Origin of the sequence: Hydrogenophaga sp. 5NK40-0174, assembly GCF_040372165.1 — a bacterium.
Taxonomy (GTDB): domain Bacteria; phylum Pseudomonadota; class Gammaproteobacteria; order Burkholderiales; family Burkholderiaceae_C; genus Hydrogenophaga.
Genome location: NZ_BAABWG010000001.1, coordinates 892,391 through 909,599, shown reverse-complemented (window position 1 = coordinate 909,599; position 17,209 = coordinate 892,391). Strand labels below are relative to the sequence as shown.

17 protein-coding genes and 1 tRNA gene are annotated in these 17,209 nt (G+C 60.4%); 14 read left to right on the top strand and 4 right to left on the bottom strand.

Features of this window, described 5'->3' with window-relative positions; all coding sequences use genetic code 11:
* Positions 1-261: 261 nt before the first annotated feature.
* From ABWV89_RS04215 to ppk2, 3 genes are all read left to right on the top strand, one after another.
* On the top strand, positions 262-444 hold the full coding sequence (locus ABWV89_RS04215; protein ID WP_353394544.1) for a hypothetical protein: 183 nt from the start codon (positions 262-264) through the stop codon (positions 442-444).
* Between the two features lie 117 nt (positions 445-561).
* A complete protein-coding gene (gene argA / locus ABWV89_RS04210; protein WP_353394541.1) occupies positions 562-1,902 on the top strand; it encodes an amino-acid N-acetyltransferase in 1,341 nt (446 codons plus the stop codon).
* Positions 1,903-2,018: 116 nt separating this feature from the next.
* Positions 2,019-3,248, top strand: coding sequence for a polyphosphate kinase 2 (ppk2, locus tag ABWV89_RS04205; protein WP_353394538.1), 1,230 nt, complete (start codon positions 2,019-2,021; stop codon positions 3,246-3,248).
* 72 nt (positions 3,249-3,320) lie between these two features.
* Here the strand turns inward: ppk2 and ABWV89_RS04200 are convergent, their stop codons facing one another.
* The gene (locus ABWV89_RS04200) at positions 3,321-3,833 is read right to left on the bottom strand and encodes a disulfide bond formation protein B (protein WP_353394535.1); all 513 of its coding nucleotides are present in this window, start codon (positions 3,831-3,833) and stop codon (positions 3,321-3,323) included.
* Positions 3,834-3,956: 123 nt separating this feature from the next.
* Positions 3,957-4,730: a ferredoxin--NADP reductase gene (locus ABWV89_RS04195; RefSeq protein WP_353394532.1), complete on the bottom strand. Its 774-nt coding sequence runs from the start codon at positions 4,728-4,730 to the stop codon at positions 3,957-3,959.
* Positions 4,731-5,022: 292 nt separating this feature from the next.
* On the opposite strand from ABWV89_RS04195, the gene ABWV89_RS04190 reads away from it, so the two are divergent.
* Entirely contained in the window at positions 5,023-5,301 is a 279-nt protein-coding gene (locus tag ABWV89_RS04190; protein WP_353394530.1) for an oxidative damage protection protein, read from the top strand.
* Positions 5,298-6,473, top strand: coding sequence for an FAD-dependent oxidoreductase (locus ABWV89_RS04185; protein WP_353394527.1), 1,176 nt, complete (start codon positions 5,298-5,300; stop codon positions 6,471-6,473). Before ABWV89_RS04190 ends, ABWV89_RS04185 begins: the two co-directional genes overlap by 4 nt.
* A 6-nt stretch (positions 6,474-6,479) precedes the next feature.
* On the opposite strand, the gene ABWV89_RS04180 is transcribed toward ABWV89_RS04185, so the two are convergent.
* Positions 6,480-7,286 (bottom strand): hypothetical protein, encoded by an 807-nt coding sequence (locus tag ABWV89_RS04180; RefSeq protein ID WP_353394524.1) that lies wholly within the window; start codon positions 7,284-7,286, stop codon positions 6,480-6,482.
* Between the two features lie 182 nt (positions 7,287-7,468).
* On the opposite strand from ABWV89_RS04180, the gene ABWV89_RS04175 reads away from it, so the two are divergent.
* The 8 genes from ABWV89_RS04175 to ABWV89_RS04140 all read left to right on the top strand — a co-directional run bounded on the left by ABWV89_RS04175 (position 7,469) and on the right by ABWV89_RS04140 (position 15,213).
* Positions 7,469-8,260: a sulfite exporter TauE/SafE family protein gene (locus tag ABWV89_RS04175; protein WP_353394521.1), complete on the top strand. Its 792-nt coding sequence runs from the start codon at positions 7,469-7,471 to the stop codon at positions 8,258-8,260.
* A 16-nt stretch (positions 8,261-8,276) separates the two neighbouring features.
* The gene (locus ABWV89_RS04170) at positions 8,277-10,052 is read left to right on the top strand and encodes a nitrite/sulfite reductase (protein ID WP_353394518.1); all 1,776 of its coding nucleotides are present in this window, start codon (positions 8,277-8,279) and stop codon (positions 10,050-10,052) included.
* 40 nt (positions 10,053-10,092) lie between these two features.
* Entirely contained in the window at positions 10,093-10,488 is a 396-nt protein-coding gene (locus ABWV89_RS04165) for a DUF934 domain-containing protein (protein ID WP_353394515.1), read from the top strand.
* A gap of 54 nt (positions 10,489-10,542) precedes the next feature.
* Entirely contained in the window at positions 10,543-11,259 is a 717-nt protein-coding gene (locus tag ABWV89_RS04160; protein ID WP_353394512.1) for a phosphoadenylyl-sulfate reductase, read from the top strand.
* Between the two features lie 36 nt (positions 11,260-11,295).
* Complete coding sequence (gene cysD / locus ABWV89_RS04155; RefSeq protein ID WP_353394509.1) at positions 11,296-12,255, top strand: sulfate adenylyltransferase subunit CysD; 960 nt, start codon at positions 11,296-11,298, stop codon at positions 12,253-12,255.
* 67 nt (positions 12,256-12,322) lie between these two features.
* A complete protein-coding gene (locus ABWV89_RS04150; RefSeq protein ID WP_353394506.1) occupies positions 12,323-13,630 on the top strand; it encodes a sulfate adenylyltransferase subunit 1 in 1,308 nt (435 codons plus the stop codon).
* 155 nt (positions 13,631-13,785) lie between these two features.
* Positions 13,786-14,115: a ferredoxin FdxA gene (gene fdxA / locus ABWV89_RS04145; protein WP_353394503.1), complete on the top strand. Its 330-nt coding sequence runs from the start codon at positions 13,786-13,788 to the stop codon at positions 14,113-14,115.
* Between the two features lie 45 nt (positions 14,116-14,160).
* Complete coding sequence (locus ABWV89_RS04140; RefSeq protein ID WP_353394500.1) at positions 14,161-15,213, top strand: NAD(P)/FAD-dependent oxidoreductase; 1,053 nt, start codon at positions 14,161-14,163, stop codon at positions 15,211-15,213.
* Positions 15,214-15,243: 30 nt separating this feature from the next.
* Here ABWV89_RS04140 and ABWV89_RS04135 read toward each other — a convergent pair whose 3' ends face one another.
* Complete coding sequence (locus tag ABWV89_RS04135) at positions 15,244-16,734, bottom strand: methyl-accepting chemotaxis protein (RefSeq protein WP_353394497.1); 1,491 nt, start codon at positions 16,732-16,734, stop codon at positions 15,244-15,246.
* 180 nt (positions 16,735-16,914) lie between these two features.
* Here ABWV89_RS04135 and ABWV89_RS04130 point away from each other — a divergent pair.
* A tRNA-Asn gene (locus tag ABWV89_RS04130) sits at positions 16,915-16,990 on the top strand.
* The last annotated feature ends 219 nt before the right edge of the window (positions 16,991-17,209 follow it).

Below are 17,209 nucleotides of genomic sequence, written 5' to 3'. Positions count from 1 at the left end.
TGCGAAGTGCCTGCCATGCACGCCAAAATAATGGATTGCCGGTGGCGACTGAAGTCTGCCGCTTATCAGTACAGCTTTTCCCACGAATGCCGCAGGCGCATTCAGTGACCCAAATGACGCTCCGACGATCCTCAATCTGTTGATGGCACTCCACCGCCCGGCTGGAATGTGCGCATGCTTTCCAGCCTTGGCTCAGCGCGTTGGCGCACCCAGAAGCCCAGGCTCTTTTGCCGGGCTTTTTTGTTTTTTGGAGTGCCCCACATGAAACGTTCCACCACCGTCACACTAGCTGCTCGCCGACCGCGCAACCCGGTCACCGTTGCTTTGGCTCAGCGCGCCTCTTCGGGCGCTGGCGGCAAACACGAAAAGCCCGAGTCAGCTCGCCGTCGTGCGGAGAAGATCGCTTTGCGCAAAGAATGGCGCTTTGGCAACGATCAGCTCTGACCCGATGCCGCGCCCTCTTCCCATTTGCCTCGAGGCCTTCGCCGGTTTCGAACTTGCGCCACAATGTTGCCTGGGAGGTCGTTCCGCCTTCCCTCCATGCCTCACCTGAACCCCGACATGTCTGACGTTTTCAATTTCACCTTTGTCCCCTGGTTTCGCTCCGTTGCTCCGTACATCCACAAGCACCGAGGCAATACGCTGGTGGTGGGGGTGTCGGGAGAAGCGATCGCGGCGGGCAAGCTCGCACTGATCGCCCAGGACCTGGCCCTGATCCAGAGCATGGGTGTCCGGATCGTGCTGGTTCATGGCTTTCGCCCGCAAGTGACGGAGCAGCTGCAGGCCAAGGGACACACGTCCAAGTATTCGCATGGGATGCGGATCACCGACTCCGTGACGCTCGATTGCGCACAGGAAGCCGCCGGACAGTTGCGCTACGAGATCGAGGCTGCATTCAGCCAGGGCCTGCCAAACACGCCCATGGCAGGCGCGACTGTGCGGGTCATTTCGGGCAACTTCATCACTGCACGTCCCGTCGGCCTGATTGACGGAGTTGATTTCATGCATTCAGGGCTCGTGCGCAAGGTCGATACGTTGGGACTTCAGCGCTCGCTGGATTTTGGCGCATTGGTCCTGCTCTCGCCGTTTGGCTTTTCACCCACCGGCGAAGCGTTCAACCTGACCATGGAAGATGTGGCCACATCCGTGGCCATCTCTTTGCAGGCCGACAAGCTGGTGTTCCTGGCTGAATCCCCCGGTGTTCGCGTCGACATGAACGATCCGGAGAGTGAAATCGACACCGAGCTGCCTTTGGCCAATGCCAAGAAGATGCTCGCCGAATGGCCGCCGGCTACCCAGCCCTCAGAGCCTGGCTTCTATCTCAAGCACTGCATTCGGGCATGCGAAGGTGGCGTGGATCGCAGCCACATTCTTCCGTTTGCCGTCGATGGCGCCTTGCTGCTGGAGATCTACACCCACGATGGCATTGGCACCATGGTGGTCGACGAGAAGCTGGAGAGCCTGCGCGAAGCCACCATGGACGACGTCAGCGGCATCCTCGCCATCATCGAGCCGCTGGAGACCGATGGAACGCTGGTCAAGCGCGATCGCACAGAGATCGAACGCGATGCCGGAAACTACACCATCATTGAGCACGACGGCGTGATCTTCGGTTGTGCGGCGCTCTACCCTTACCCGGAAACGCGCACCGGAGAAATGGCAGCCCTCACAGTCTCTGCCCAGGCCCAGAGCCAAGGCGACGGTGAACGCCTGCTCAAGCGCATCGAATCCCGTGCTCGAGCACAAGGGCTGGAGAGCATTTTTGTGTTGACCACCCGAACCATGCACTGGTTCCTCAAACGCGGCTTCCAGCAAGTCAATCCCGACTGGCTTCCCGAGGCGCGCAAGCGCAAATACAACTGGGACCGCCGCAGCCAGGTACTGGTCAAGAAGCTGTCCTGAAGAAAACTCGCCCGCCGCCGGGTGGATAGCCGGCATCGGCGCGTTTTGACACGGGTCAAGACAATTTTTCCCATCCTCGTCATACTGGAGTTTTGGCTTGAGGAAAGGGAAAAGACATGACCGACCGAAACACTGCCAACTCACCCAGTGCGACCGGGAATTCCCGTTCCAGCGCGACGCCTGCCCGCAAGCGTGCCGCGTCGCGCAAAACTGTCGCCAATCGAAAGACAGCGCCGTCAGAGAAGACGAGGACGGTAGCGCGCGGTGACGTGGACGGCGCCTCTGCCCCCAAGTCGATCGCCAAAGTCACCGTGGACCGCATCACGAATGCCCGGCAGGAATCCCACTATGCAGCTGTCAAGGACATCATGTCCGACAAGAAGTCGAGCCGCAAGGACAAGGCAGCCAGCCTGAGAGCCATCCTCGAAGGTGCAGCGCCCGACGACGCCAAGGCCATCCGGCGATTGCTCAGGGAAGAGGCTGAGAGCAAGCGCAACAAGGCCAAGGTCATTCAGCATCCGGACGAGGTATTGGCCGCTGACTGGCGAAGCGGTGGATACCCTTACCGCAACCTCATGTCCCGCAAGGCCTATGAGGCCCAGAAGTACCTGTTGCAAGTCGAGTTGCTCAAGCTCCAGGCCTGGGTCAAAGAGAACAAGCAGCGTCTGGTCATCTGTTTCGAGGGCCGGGATGCCGCTGGCAAGGGTGGCACCATCAAGCGGTTCATGGAGCACCTCAACCCCCGGGGTGCGCGAGTGGTTGCACTGGAGAAACCTACCGACATCGAGCGGGGCCAGTGGTACTTCCAGCGCTATGTAGAGCACTTGCCCACCGCTGGTGAAATTGTCCTTTTCGATCGCAGCTGGTACAACCGTGCCGGCGTCGAGCGCGTGATGGGCTTTTGCGATCAGGAAGAATACGCCGAGTTCATGCGCCAGGCGCCTCAGTTCGAGCGGCATCTGGTGCGCAGTGGCACACATCTGATCAAGTTCTGGTTTTCAGTCAGCCGCAAGGAGCAGCGCCGTCGCTTCAAGGAGCGCGAAACCCACCCCCTCAAGCAGTGGAAGCTCAGCCCCGTCGACAAGGCATCACTCGACAAGTGGGATGACTACACGAAAGCCAAAGAAGCCATGTTCTTCGAGACCGACACGGCCGATGCCCCCTGGACAGTGATCAAGAGTGACTGCAAGAAGCGTGCGCGTCTGAACGCCATGCGCTACGTGCTTCACAAGATTCCCTACGACAACAAGAATCTGAAGAACATTGGCGGCCTGGATTCACTCATCGTTGGCCGTGCGCATGTGGTGTACGAAGTGGGTGAAATGCCCGGCAACGCCCTGCTCTGACCAGATCAGATAGACAAGCCGGACTCGCGTCCCTTGCCTCCTGCGCGTGAGGAAGGGACGCCTTCTGTCTGCTCAATGCCAGCCGCGACGCTGAGTCAGCATCACAAGCGCGAGCACGATCACGCTTGCAAAATAGATAAAGGACCAGTTGGCGATGGAGAGTCCCAGAAAGGTCCAGTCCACCACAGAGCAGTCACCACTGCCACGAAAAATCATGGGAATGGCCCGTTTGAGCGGGAATGACTCGATCATCCCGTAAAAGTCTCGCCCGCAACTGAGTATCTCTGGCGGGTACCACTGCAGCCATGTCTGCCGGGCTGCGACAAACGCACCAAAACCCGCCAGCAAAACCATCAGAAGCAAGCCGCCCACGCGGACAGATTGGCTGGACAGCAGCGACAGCAGCAGAGCGACCACTGCCACAAGAATGAAGGCATACCGTTGCACCACGCACATGGGGCAAGGCTCCAGCCCTTCAACATGTTGCAGGTAGAGCCCGAAACCCAGCATGGAAAAAGAGGCCACCGCCAAAGCGAGCAAGACCAGGCGCGGGTAATCGCGCATCATGTTCAGCGGAAAAGACATGGCAGACTCGGACCTCCTCTAAGACTTGATCGTACAGGCAAAGCGCGCCTGTGCCACCCTCAATAGGGGAGTGAGAGCGCGAGACACTTCAGGAGTTCCCGCCTCTCTGCATCGCTGTGGTGATCAGCTGTCAGCAAAGGCCCGCTCGATCACGAACTGGCCTGGACGGCTGGTGTTGCCTTCGTCGAAGCCGAGCTTCTCTGAAAGAGCCTTCAAATCACGAAGCATGGCGGGGCTGCCGCAGATCATGATGCGGTCTTCGGCCGGGCTGAGCATCGGAATGCCGAGATCCTTGGCAATCTGGCCACTCTCGAGCAACTGAGGAATACGCCCCTGGTGCACGAAGGGCTCACGCGTCACTGTGGGGTAGTAGAGCAGTTGCTTGTCGATGATCTCGCCCAGGAACTCGTGCTCCTTCAGCGTCTTCTCGAACATCTCGCGGTAAGCGAGCTCCTTGACCTCTCTCACACCATGCACCAGAACGACCTGTTCAAATTTCTCGTAGGTTTCGGGGTCGCGCACGATGGACAGAAACGGCGCAAGACCTGTGCCGGTAGCCAGCAGGTACAGCCGTTTGGCCGGCAGCAGATAGTCAATCAGCAGGGTTCCGGTGGGCTTTCGGCCCACAATCACGGTATCTCCAGGCTGGATGTGCTGCAGACGTGAGGTCAGCGGACCATCCTGAACCTTGATGCTGAGAAACTCCAGGTGCTCCTCATAGTTCGCGCTGGCGATACTGTAGGCTCTCAGAAGCGGCTTGCCATCCACTTTCAGGCCAATCATCGTAAAGTGGCCGTTGGAAAACCGCAGCGCCTGGTCGCGCGTCGTGGTAAAGCTGAACAGACGATCGGTCCAATGATGGACGCTGAGCACGCGCTCTTCGATAAATGCACTCATGAATTCAGATATTGGTTCGACGGTTGGCCCACACCTGCCTTGCATCGGAACACAAAGCGCCGGTGCTTCAGCCAAGGGTGAAACAGAAGGCTCGATTGTAGGAGTCACGCACAGCCAAACATTTGAGATTCGTCATCTCCAAAGGCCCTGACAGGGCTGTTCGTCCCTGAACCTTGTTACAGTGACGTCCACTGGCGCAACAGACTCGAGATGGTGCCGCATTTCTTCATAACGAAGAACGACATTTTTCTCATGTAATTATGCCTAATTAAGAATATAGACAGGACAAGACATGGCACGTACCGTTCAATGCATCAAACTCGGCAAGGAAGCAGAAGGACTCGACTTCCCGCCATACCCGGGCGAACTGGGCAAGCGAATCTTTGAAAACGTCAGCAAGGAGGCATGGGCCGAATGGGTCCGCCTTCAGACCATGCTTCTGAACGAAAACCGTCTGAATCTGGCCGATGCACGCGCCCGCCAATACCTGACGCGCCAGATGGAGAAGCACTTCTTTGGCGAAGGTGCAGACCAGGCGGCAGGCTTCGTGCCTCCGGCCGATAACGGGTGAGCCACCACGCGCTGGTCATTGGCGCAGGCCTGGCAGGCACTGCTTCGGCCAGCGCCCTCGTCCACAAAGGCTGGCGGGTCAGCCTTCTGGAAAGCGGGGACACGCCCGCCTGTGCAGCATCCGCCCTGCCCGTCGGCATCCTCAGTCCATTGCTGACCCGCGCTCCGACAACGCTCTCACGCCTGTCCGAACTGGGTGCGGCGGCCATGCACAAGGAGCTCGCACGTCTTCTTCCGGAAGGCCAGGGCTGGCAGTCTTGCCAGATCCAGAACCTTGGGCATGCGCCAGGACAGTGGCCTGCCGCGATGGTCCAGCCGTCAGTCGTCATCGACGCCTGGCTAAAGGAAGCCCGCGCAACGGGCAGCCTGGAGACAAGGCTGAACACCCCTGTGGACCGCCTCAGCCAATCGGAGCAGGCATCTGGGCCAGGTTGGGAAGCACTCGACGCCAACGGTCAGGTGCTGTGCAGCGCTGACGCAGTCGTCCTTGCCGGCGCCTGGCGCAGCGTTCAGCTGCTGAAGCGGTCAGGTTTTCTCCCCGACAACCTTGACCTGTTCCCACTCCGTCCGGTCAAAGGCCAGATGTCCTTTGCATCACTCTATGGCACGCCATTGGCAGCCAACCCCATGCGCAACAACGGCGTGTTCGTTCCTGATTTCAGTCATCTGCCTCGAGATGGGCAGCCAGCTGAGCGGATATGGGCCATGGGTTCGACTTACGAGCGCGGTGCTGATGATGCCTCCGTCACATGGGAAGGGCATCTGCGCAACCTGACGAGCCTGCGGGCACTTTCAACGCAAGCGGCGGCCACCATGGCCCACGCCATGGAGCCTCCCGCAACCTTGCGTGGCTGGGCAGGCGTGCGTTGTGCGTCGCTGGATCGCGTCCCTCTCATCGGCCAAATGCCGGATCTGGTGCGGTGGGCTGCAGCCCCCAGAAGCAACAGAGGCTGGCCAAGAAAGCTCCAGCCCGAACGGGTTCCCCGTCTGCCTGGCTTCTATGTCCTGACCGCCCTCGGCTCCCGGGGCCTGACCCTCGCTCACTGGGCGGGCAAAGAGCTCGCAGCCCTGATCAGTGGCAGCACCATGGGCTTCGAGGCGGACTTGCAGCTCGCAGTGGATCCGGCACGATTCGGGTGGCGCCAGCTGCGCCAGCAAATCCGGCCCGTCTGAGGCCTGTCAAAGGTCTTCCAGCCAGCGCGCCAGCTCCCACGGGCGTGGAGGCTTGGCCACCAGAGCATGAACACCGGTTCTTCTTGAGCTCTTTTCCATACGCCGGCGACTCCACCAGTCCCCGAGCGGCCCGGCGTGTGCACTCATACCCAGCGTAATGGCTTGAGGATTGCGTTGCCGGAAGGTGTGAGCGAGCATCCAGGCATCCAGTTGCGAATCGTCCATGTTGAACACCGCGCATACATACTCGTAGCGCTTCATGCGTTCCATGGCTTGTTCGTTGGTTTGTGCTTCGTCGATCTCGATCACGGCTGCCAGCGCCAGCCGCCCTTTGAGATACAGACGCTCATCCGCATTCGCACCCACGATCAGCGCTCGCCGGAACCTTGACGGCCGCAAGCCGAGTGAATCATCTGCCAGCGGGCTTGGCGAGGAAATATCCAGGTCGATATGCCCTGAGTCGGCCTGTTTGGCCGCGTAAACCATGTCGAGGTCGCTCAACAGGCTGGCCCAGTGTATTGGACGCTCCAGAACGCGCCAGGCGTGTTCCGGCGGGTTGGCCCCCACCCAGATCAGTCGTTGGCTCTCATGTGCCTCTCGGGCACGGTGTACCACCGCCTCTGCGCACTCGCCGTCCACCAGTGCCACTTCTGCGTCAGGAACTGTCATACCGGTACGACGTCCGGCGCCCCCTGACTGCCAGGGGACATAAGTCGGCTCATGCTCTTCCGACAACCGGAAGATTGTGTTGAGCGCGTGTCGCTCCACGTCGGAGAACCCGACCACGCTGACATAAACCTGGTTGCTGGACATGGCCGAATGTTAAGCCCATTTGATCTTTTCAGAAAGTGAAACAGGGGCAACTCAAACTGGAGCGATCTGTGAGTGGTTGCGACAGGCGGTCGTCATTTCAGAAGCACTTTATTCCACAGCAGAATAAGCGAATTATCAAAAAATAGTTTGGAATATAAAGCCGCACCTCTACAGTCGCGGCTATGCCTGATGCAGCCATCATCTTTGCCGGATTTGCGGTCGGTCTCATTGTGGGACTGACCGGGGTGGGAGGCGGCTCGCTCATGACGCCAATCCTGATTTTTTTCTTTGGCATCAAACCCTACATGGCGGTGGGAACTGACCTGCTGTTCGCTGCGTTCACCAAGGCCGGCGGCACGGTCTCCATGGCCCGACGCGGCCTTGTGCCCTGGAAAGTCGTGGGGCAACTCAGTGCGGGAAGCATCCCGGCCGCACTCCTGACCCTCACGGCGTTGCACCGGCTCGGCCCCGCCAGCCCCCAGGTTCAAAGCCTGATGACCAACACGCTGGGCGTAGCGCTGCTTCTGACGGCAGTTGCCATGTTCTACAAGGCTGTCCGGGGAAAACGCCTTCAGCGCAATGTTGACGGAGCTTTGGCAGATTCAGCCACCAAGGCGCGTCATTGGACGCTTCCGGTACTGTTTGGTGCAGTGATCGGCTCTCTGGTCACCCTGACCTCCGTGGGTGCTGGCGCCATTGGTGTCTCCGTCCTCCTGCTGCTTTATCCCCTGCTGCCTTTGCCACGCATCGTCGCAGCAGACATCGCCTATGCCGTCCCGATGACGCTACTCGCCGGGCTTGGCCACGCCTCTCTCGGGTCTGTGGATTGGGCACTGCTGATTCAGCTCCTCGCCGGCTCACTGCCAGGCATCTGGCTGGGCAGCCGCCTGATTCAGCGAGCCCCCGAACGCCTTGTCCGCTCGGCGCTGTCCGTGCTGCTGGCTTACGCCGGCACCAAACTGTTTACCCTCTGATTGAACACTTCCCACGATGTACCAGTACACCGATTTTGACCGCGAGTTTGTGCAATTGCGTGCCGCACAGCACCGGGACCAGCTTGAGCGCTATTTGGCGGGACAGCTGGCCGAGGACGAGTTCAAGCCCCTGCGCTTGCAGAACGGATGGTATGTGCAACGCTTCGCACCCATGCTGCGTGTCGCCGTGCCGTACGGTGAGCTCAATTCAGACCAGATTCGTGTTCTGGCACGCATTGCGCGTGAGTTCGACCATAAGGAAGCGCACGACCTTGGTGCCGCAGATGCTGGCCTGTCCGACCTGAGCACCCTGCCCGACCGTTGCGCTCACTTCACCACGCGCCAGAACGTCCAGTACAACTGGATTCCACTGGCCCGCTCGGCCGACGTGATGGACCTGCTTGCCTCCGTGAATCTTCATGGCATTCAGACCAGCGGCAATTGCATCCGCAATGTCACCAGCGATGCGCTGGCCGGTGTGGCCGTGGATGAGGTGGCTGATCCTCGTCCTTATGCCGAAATCATCCGCCAGTGGAGTACCTTGCACCCGGAGTTTGCTTTCCTGCCGCGCAAGTTCAAGATTGCGATCACCGGTGCGACCGACGACCGCGCCGCGACGCCATGGCACGACGTGGGTCTGCGCCTTGTTCGAAATGTCGACGGCGACCTGGGCTTTCAGGTAAGGGTCGGCGGCGGGATGGGCCGGACGCCCATCGTGGGCCGCGTCATCCGCGACTTCCTGCCCTGGCAGGAAATCCTCAACTACCTCGAAGCCGTGGTACGTGTCTACAACCGGTTTGGCCGGCGCGACAACATGTATAAAGCCCGGATCAAGATTCTCGTCAAGGCCGAGGGACAGACGTTCATCGACGAAGTCGAAGCGGAGTTCGCGGACATTCAGGCGCACGACGGTGGACAGCACACGTTGAGCGACGCCGAACTGGCCCGGGTCAGCGCCGGCTTTGCCGCCCCCGACCTGACTTGCGATCGCAAGAGTGCCGACGACAAGATCGCCCATGTGCTCAAGGCCGCTGCGGAAGACGACATCGAGTTCGGACGCTGGCTCCAGCGCAACGTGACGGCTCACCGAAATCCGGACCTGCGCGCCGTCACGCTGTCGTTCAAGCGCTTGGGCCAAGCCCCGGGAGATGCCACGGCAGAGCAGCTTGAGCGTGCCGCTGAGCTGGCGGACCGCTTCAGTGCCGGCGAGGTACGCGTGACGCATGAACAGAACCTGGTACTGCCGTGGGTTCGCTGCGACGCCTTGCCCGAGCTCTGGCGTGAAGCACGCCGCCTGGGCCTGGCACGTCCCAACATCGGCCTCATGTCCGACATCATTGCCTGCCCGGGCGGAGATTTCTGCAGCCTGGCCAACGCTCGCTCACTGCCCATTGCCCAGGCGCTGCTCGAGCGCTACCTTGATCTGGACGAGCTGGACGATATTGGCCAGATCGACCTGCACATCAGTGGCTGCATGAATTCCTGTGGACACCATCACAGCGGCCACATTGGCGTGCTGGGCGTCGACAAAGACGGACAGGAGTGGTACCAGGTAACGCTTGGTGGCTCAGATGGTTCTCGCCAGAGTGGTCAGGCTGTTCCAGGCAAGGTCATTGGCCCATCGTTCGCTGCAGGCGAAATGCCCGATGTGATCGAGGCCATTCTGAGCACTTACCGGGATCAGCGCGAAACCGGAGAAGCGTTCGTGGAGACGGTCCGCCGCGTCGGACTGGAGCCCTTCAAAGATGCGACCAATGCCGTGCGGTCCGATACCGCGCGCGTCGCTGCCTGACGCCGTCCGCATTTGCCAGAAAACACTGAACGCCCAAACCATGACCAACTCCACGCTCACCCTCTTTCGCCAGGACACATTTGAGCCCGCCGAACCTCAGGCCGAACGCCTGGTATTGGCCAACGATGCGGACCCGAGGGACTCATCGCTTGAAGGCATCACGGTTGTCGAACTGCAGTTTCCCAAGTTCTCTGACGGACGCGCATTCAGCCAGGCCTTTCTGCTTCGCCGCCGGCTGGGCTTCAAAGGCTCGATCCGCGCCATCGGCGATGTGCTGGTCGACCAGCTGCCGCAAATGGCACGTACCGGATTCTCCGAAGCAGTGCTTCGCGCTGATCAGGACCTCTCTGTTGGCGCACGCCAGATCGAACGCTACGCGTCCCACTACCAGGGAGATGCCGTCCGTGCGACGCCACGCTTTGTCGAGCTCGCCTGAACGCTGCCTCTGTCCCCTTTCGCTGATCCACCCGTCAAGCCAAGAGTCCACATCATGAGTGCCATCGACCTTTACGCCCGCCCCAGTGCCGACTTCGATGCCAAGCTTGAGCGCTCACTGGAGTTGCTCAAGGAACAGTCAGCCATTCGACAGAACATCGCACAGGCATCCAGCCTGGGCGCAGAAGACATGGTCGTTACCCATCTGCTGCATCAAGCAGCGGTGAATGCCGGCGTGTTTGTGCTCGAGACGGGAAAGCTGCATGAACAGACTCTGGCGCTGATGCCCAGAATCGAACAGCGCTACGGTATCAAGCTGAACGTGTACACCCCCAGGAACGAAGCGGTCGTACAGTTCGTGGGCAAGCATGGTGAAAAAGCGATGTACGAAAGCATCGACCTGCGCAAGCAGTGCTGCGACATCCGAAAAATGGAGCCGCTTGCCCGTGCCCTGGAAGGCAAGGATGCCTGGATCACCGGCCTGCGCCGTGAGCAATCGGGCGCCCGGTCCGATGTGGCGGAAGTCGTCCAGGAACCCCTGCGTGTCAAAATCAACCCTTTGGTCGAGTGGACATGGGGCGATGTATGGCACTACATCCGCCTCGAAGGCATCGACTACAACGAACTGCACGACCAGTTCTTCCCCAGTATCGGTTGTGAACCATGCACCCGCGCCATCAGCGTTGGTGAGGATTTCCGCGCCGGCCGCTGGTGGTGGGAGCAGGAAAGCGCCAAGGAATGTGGCCTTCACGTTCAGCCCATCGGTCAATAAGTGCTGGTCAGCCAGCACCCCACTCGTCTTTGCATCATGAACGCACGTACAGAACCCGAAGTGATCCAGTCCGCTCTTGTCCAGGCCCATGGCCACACCCTCAGCAACTCTCACCTTGACGCGCTGGAAGAAGAAACCATCTTCATCCTGCGCGAAGTGGCTGCAGCATTCGAGCGCCCAACGCTTCTTTTCTCGGGCGGCAAAGACTCGCTGGTGATGCTCAAGTGCGCCGAGAAAGCGTTTGGCGCGGGGCGCATCCCCTACCCTTTGCTGATGATCGACACCGGGCACAACTTCCCCGAAGTCACCAACTTCAGGGACAAGCGCGCCAAGGAACTGGGCGCCGAGCTGATTGTCCGCAGTGTCGAAGACTCCATGAAGCGTGGCACTGTGCGTCTGTCCCACCCAGGTGAAAGCCGCAACGCCCACCAGTCGGTCACCCTGCTCGAAGCCATCGAGGAATTCCGTTTCGATGCCCTGATCGGTGGCGCGCGACGCGACGAGGAGAAAGCCCGGGCCAAGGAGCGCATCTTCTCCCACCGCGACAGCTTCGGCCAGTGGCAGCCCAAGGCCCAGCGCCCCGAACTCTGGACGCTGTTCAACACCCGCTTGCAGCCAGGCGAGCACTTCCGCGTGTTCCCGATCAGCAACTGGACTGAACTGGATGTGTGGCAGTACATCGCGCGCGAGAATATCGAACTGCCTGAGCTGTACTACGCCCACCAGCGTAAGGTGATTGAGCGCAAGGGCCTGCTGGTGCCCGTGACAGAGCTGACCCCGCCAAAGGACGGCGAGACCGTCGTGGAACGCGAAGTGCGCTTCCGCACAGTAGGCGACATCACCTGCACCTGCCCGGTGGCCAGCTCAGCCGCTACCCCACAGGACATCGTCATTGAAACACTGGCCGTCGAGGTCAGCGAACGCGGTGCGACCCGCATGGACGACAAGACCTCGGAAGCTTCCATGGAGAAGCGCAAGAAGGATGGCTACTTCTGAGCATGAACGTCTCAGGTTCGCCAATCCTCTGTGCACCCGCCGAAACCCACTGAACGTCTGATCGAATATGAACACCGCCACCCTCGCCCCTTCCGACACTGACACCGATACCCGCGCAGCGCTGCGCCTGATCACCTGCGGCAGTGTCGACGACGGCAAAAGCACGCTTATTGGCCGTCTGCTGGTCGACAGCAAGGCCGTTTTGCAGGACCACCTCGCCGGCGTTCAGCGCCAGGGCGAAGTCGACCTGGCCCAGCTCACCGACGGCCTCTCTGCCGAGCGCGAACAAGGCATCACCATCGATGTGGCTTATCGCTACTTCAGCACCGAAGAACGCAAGTTCATCATTGGCGATGCCCCCGGCCATGAGCAATACACCCGCAACATGGTCACCGCGGCCTCCAGCGCCGATGCCGCGGTGGTCATGGTCGACGCCACCAAACTGCCCTGGCAGGATGCGGGGCTGGCCTTGCTGCCACAAACCCGCCGCCACAGCCTGTTGCTCAAGCTGTTGCGCGTGCCGTCCGTGGTGTTTGCCGTCAACAAGCTCGATGCCGTTGAAGACAGTGCCACCGCATTCGTGCACATCCGCGATGCGCTGACCCGTTTTGCCGAAGACGCCGGCATCACCGCTGTTGGCATTGTTCCGGTCTCGGCGCTCAAAGGCTGGAATGTGGTCGACGCGCCAGAGACAGCCAACTGGTGCGGCTACGAGGGCCCCACCCTTCTGTCATTGCTGGAGCACCTGCCAGTGACTCAAGCCGACACGGGGCTTCCCCTTGCATTTCCGGTTCAATGGGTAGAGAAGTTCAGCGGATCCGCTGACACGTCCCAGGGCCGGCGTGTGTTCTGGGGCCGCGTGGCCACAGGAATCGCCCAACCCGGTCAGGACATCAAGGTCCTGCCCAGTGGACAGACGGCCACCGTCTCCCAGGTGCTGGATCATGTTCGCCAGCCGGGCGACGTAGCCGCCAACCACAGCGCGGGGGTGGTGCTCGACCGCGAGGTCGACGTCTCGCGAGGCGACTGGCTCGTGGCAGCTGATGCCGGCGAAGCGCTCTCGCCAGAGCGCCAGATCAGCGCCACCGTGGCATGGCTGGACGATGAGACACTGGTTCCCGGCCGTGTCTACTGGGCACTGCATGGGCACCGGTGGATCAAGGCCAAGGTCCAGCGCATTGTTCATCGCATCGACATCCATACGCTGGGCGAGCAAGACGCCCAATCGCTGGCCCCCAATGACATTGGCCGTATCGAGCTGGCCCTTCAGGAGCCAGTCGCAGCCCTGCCATATCAACAATCCCGGGCGCTGGGCGCTCTGGTACTGGTAGATACCGCCAGCCACAAGACCGCAGGCGCCCTGATGGTCGCCTGAGCAAGGCCCTGGCGAGGCCGCCCTGCAACGGCCGGGGCCGCCAGGCAGCCAAAAAAGTCCGATTTCCAGACGCGCCCTGTGGCCTAAGGCCATGTGGAGGTCTCGTCCGTCCTACAATTGACGGTTTCTTTTTTTGCAATCCGATCCGCTCCACCATGACCCACGTAGTCACCGAATCCTGTATCGCCTGCAAATACACCGACTGTGTCGATGTGTGCCCTGTGGACTGCTTCCGCGAAGGCCCCAACTTCCTGACCATCGATCCTGATGAGTGCATTGACTGCGCTGTCTGCATCCCTGAGTGCCCGGTGAGCGCCATCTTCGCGGAAGAAGACCTGCCCAAGGATCAGATGCATATGATCGCTCTCAACGCGGAGCTGGCCCTGCTTCCGAACTGGAAGAGCATCACCAAGCGAAAGGACCCGTTGCCCGACGCAGACGACTGGAAAGACCGCACCGGCAAGCTGCCCGAGCTCAAGCGCTGACCAGCGCCTGGTTTCCCTGCACACAAGCAGGAGAAACAAGCCAGCATGACCCAGACCATCGAGACTGAAGCGCTTGTCATTGGTGCCGGCCCTGTCGGGATGTACCAGGCGTTTCAGCTGGGCCTGCTGGAAATAGAGACCCAAATTGTCGATGCATTGCCGGTCGCAGGTGGCCAGCCGGCAGAAATCTATCCTGGCAAACCTATTTACGACCTGCCGGGCATTCCAGCCTGTACGGGAGAAGAGCTCGCATCAGCGTTATTGACCCAGATCGAGCCACTGGGTCAAGCCATGCACCTGGGCCAGACGGTCGAGGCCCTGGAGCGGCAAGCAGATGGCCGCTTTCTGGTTGGTACGCGCCAGGGCTTGAGTTTTCTCACCCGTGTGGTCGTACTCGCGGCCGGCATCGGTGCCTTCGAACCCAAGCGACTCAAGCTCGATGGCCTGGAGCGCATGCCCGCTGACGCTGTTCGCTATCGGGTGCCACCTTCCGTCATGGCGAACACCCGTGGACACGTTGTCATCATCGGCGGTGAGGATCAGGCACTTGAAGCTGCCATTGAGCTCGCCGAACAGAGGTCTGACCAGAGCGACACTGGGTCCACTGTCACCCTCGTGCACCGCCGGGACGGCTTCAAGGCAGACGAAGCCACCGTGGCCCGTTTCCGAGACCTGTGTGACTCGGGTGCCATCCATTTCCAGGTAGGCCAGGCCACTGCCTTCGAATGTGGTGTCGATGGGCGCCTGGAAACGCTGGAGGTCACTGATCCTGAAATGGGTGTTCACCTGCTGGCACTGAACGAGCTCTGGGTGTTGCAAGGTCTCTCACCCAAGCTCGGTCCGGTCGCCCAGTGGTCACTGGCCATGGAACGCAAGCAGCTGCTTGTCGATGTCGAGCGCTTTCAAACCAGCGAGGCGGGTATCTATGCGGTAGGCGATGTCATCACCTACCCGGGAAAACGCAAATTGCTTGTCTGCGGATTCCACGAAGCAGTGATGGCTGCCTTTGCCGTGGCCACCCAGCTACGCCCTGACCAGCCGCCGCAGCTCCAATACACCACCACCAGCCCTCGCCTGCACGAGCTGCTCGGCAGATAGCCCGCACTCACCAGCAGCAAAGAGAGAAGGTCAGCCTTCCTGACTCAGTCGGAAGCGACCAACCGAATTGACCAGTCTCTCGGTCAACGCGTTGACTGATTCAGCGGCAGCGGCCGACTGCTCGGCCATGGACGCGTTTTGCTGGGTTCCCGATTCCAGAGCACTCATCGCCTGGTCAATCTGACCAAGCCCATGCTCCTGCGCGGAAAGAACATTGTCGACCTCGGCGACCAGCTGGCTGACGCGATCCACCGACGTGACGACCTGCCCAATCGTCTGGCCCGCTGCGCCAGCTTCCCTGGCACCTTGCTCCACCTTTTCCACAGTGTCAGCGATCAGCGAAGCGATCTCCTTGGCCGCTTCAGCACTCCGCTTGGCCAGAGAGCGCACCTCGGAAGCCACAACGGCAAATCCCCTGCCCTGCTCTCCGGCGCGCGCGGCTTCCACCGCCGCGTTGAGCGCGAGAATATTGGTCTGGAAGGCGATGCCATCGATGACTCCGTTGATGTCCGCGACTTTGTGCGTCGCAGCCAGGATCTCATCCATTCTGGCCACCAGTTCCTCAACCGAGCGACCACCATCTCCCGCCACCGAGCCGGTTTCACGCGCCTGACCATTGACCTCACGGATCTGCTGACCAATGTGGCGAATCGACTCACTCAGTTGGCTCACGCTGCCCACGGCCTGCTGGAGCGTCGCGGCCTGCTGCTCGGTACGTGACGAGAGATCTCCACTGCCCTGCGACACCTCCTTCATGCTACTCGCCACGGCATGAGAACGCTCTCGCACATCGCCCACCACGGAGGTCAGGCTCTTGCGCATCTCGTTGATGGCGTCGTTGAGTTGTCCAATTTCGTCATTCGCAGTACGGAGGTTCCGGCCAGACAGATCACCCTCTGCCACAAGCCGGGCAGCCTCCACCGCCTGAGCGATCGGCTTGAGAGTCGCCCGCCGGATCATCACAAAGGTGCCAAGCACCACGGCAATTCCTGCCAGGTTGAGCCCAACGACCAGCACTTTGACGAAGTCGGTAGCCCCGGCGACCAAAGGACCGAAGCTGTCTCCCAGTCTGCGTGAGGTCGCAACGTCTTGCGCGACACGCGTGGCTGTCAGCGGCGTGATGAACTCACCTTCCTGAGCTGTCACGACACCCCTGACCCTCTTCAGGTAGACCATGTTCTCCACGGGCAAGTCCACGACAGGCGAAAAGCCCAGCAAGCGGAATGCCGTGACCTCAGGCGCAAACAACTCCTCATCGACACTGCCCGAGATACGGATGGCCTCGTCCAGCAAACTGAGCACCTCGTCCTTTCGAACTTCGCCTGCGCTTCTTCCGCCTTCTGTCACCGTGTCAAACCGGTGCTGCAATGTCAGGATCTGCGCCAGATGCTCTCTTTCGAGGTAGTGAAACCGAGCCGTCTTGCTCAGCAGGCGAACACCGACCATCAGAACCACCGCCACCAGGGCCACGGCGATCAGTCCGATTGTGAACTTGCTCTTCAACGTCATCTGTCTTGACATGGGTTTGAACTCCGGGGTGTATCAAATCTCTCCTGCTTATCGACCGATGCCGGTCATTCTGAACACCGCCAGCCCAAGCGGACCTGAGGAAGCGGGATTCACAGGCATCGCTACCTTTCTTTCAACTTTTTTTCATCAACTTGTCAAAAGCCAAAAAAAGTAGCTATAATCTGAGACTGTTCCCTGATAGCTCAGTTGGTAGAGCGACGGACTGTTAATCCGCAGGTCCCTGGTTCGAGTCCAGGTCGGGGAGCCAAGACATTTAGAGGCCAGTTGGCAAGCGCCAGCTGGCCTTTTTTGCGTCTTGTGCCTCCCTTATGGACATCCCAACCCACAAAATTTCTCGCGTTCCAGGGCTTAGGACCCTCTGCATGGCCTCTGCCATCCGAGTTCGCGGTCAAAACAATATGGATGGCATGCCTGCTTGGTACGCCGTGTGGTCGGGAGGTCTGTGCAAGGGAACAGGTGGGGCAGA

Excerpts from the sequence above, each read along its gene's own strand:
- ABWV89_RS04180 (WP_353394524.1), bottom strand. The coding sequence starts at position 7,286 with ATGTCCAGCAACCAGGTTTATGTCAGCGTGGTCGGGTTCTCCGACGTG.
- ABWV89_RS04175 (WP_353394521.1), top strand. The coding sequence starts at position 7,469 with ATGCCTGATGCAGCCATCATCTTTGCCGGATTTGCGGTCGGTCTCATT.
- ABWV89_RS04200 (WP_353394535.1), bottom strand. The coding sequence starts at position 3,833 with ATGTCTTTTCCGCTGAACATGATGCGCGATTACCCGCGCCTGGTCTTG.
- ABWV89_RS04140 (WP_353394500.1), top strand. The coding sequence starts at position 14,161 with ATGACCCAGACCATCGAGACTGAAGCGCTTGTCATTGGTGCCGGCCCT.
- ABWV89_RS04135 (WP_353394497.1), bottom strand. The coding sequence starts at position 16,734 with ATGTCAAGACAGATGACGTTGAAGAGCAAGTTCACAATCGGACTGATC.
- ABWV89_RS04215 (WP_353394544.1), top strand. The coding sequence starts at position 262 with ATGAAACGTTCCACCACCGTCACACTAGCTGCTCGCCGACCGCGCAAC.
- fdxA (WP_353394503.1), top strand. The coding sequence starts at position 13,786 with ATGACCCACGTAGTCACCGAATCCTGTATCGCCTGCAAATACACCGAC.
- ABWV89_RS04170 (WP_353394518.1), top strand. The coding sequence starts at position 8,277 with ATGTACCAGTACACCGATTTTGACCGCGAGTTTGTGCAATTGCGTGCC.
- argA (WP_353394541.1), top strand. The coding sequence starts at position 562 with ATGTCTGACGTTTTCAATTTCACCTTTGTCCCCTGGTTTCGCTCCGTT.
- ppk2 (WP_353394538.1), top strand. The coding sequence starts at position 2,019 with ATGACCGACCGAAACACTGCCAACTCACCCAGTGCGACCGGGAATTCC.
- cysD (WP_353394509.1), top strand. The coding sequence starts at position 11,296 with ATGAACGCACGTACAGAACCCGAAGTGATCCAGTCCGCTCTTGTCCAG.
- ABWV89_RS04190 (WP_353394530.1), top strand. The coding sequence starts at position 5,023 with ATGGCACGTACCGTTCAATGCATCAAACTCGGCAAGGAAGCAGAAGGA.
- ABWV89_RS04195 (WP_353394532.1), bottom strand. The coding sequence starts at position 4,730 with ATGAGTGCATTTATCGAAGAGCGCGTGCTCAGCGTCCATCATTGGACC.
- ABWV89_RS04160 (WP_353394512.1), top strand. The coding sequence starts at position 10,543 with ATGAGTGCCATCGACCTTTACGCCCGCCCCAGTGCCGACTTCGATGCC.
- ABWV89_RS04150 (WP_353394506.1), top strand. The coding sequence starts at position 12,323 with ATGAACACCGCCACCCTCGCCCCTTCCGACACTGACACCGATACCCGC.
- ABWV89_RS04165 (WP_353394515.1), top strand. The coding sequence starts at position 10,093 with ATGACCAACTCCACGCTCACCCTCTTTCGCCAGGACACATTTGAGCCC.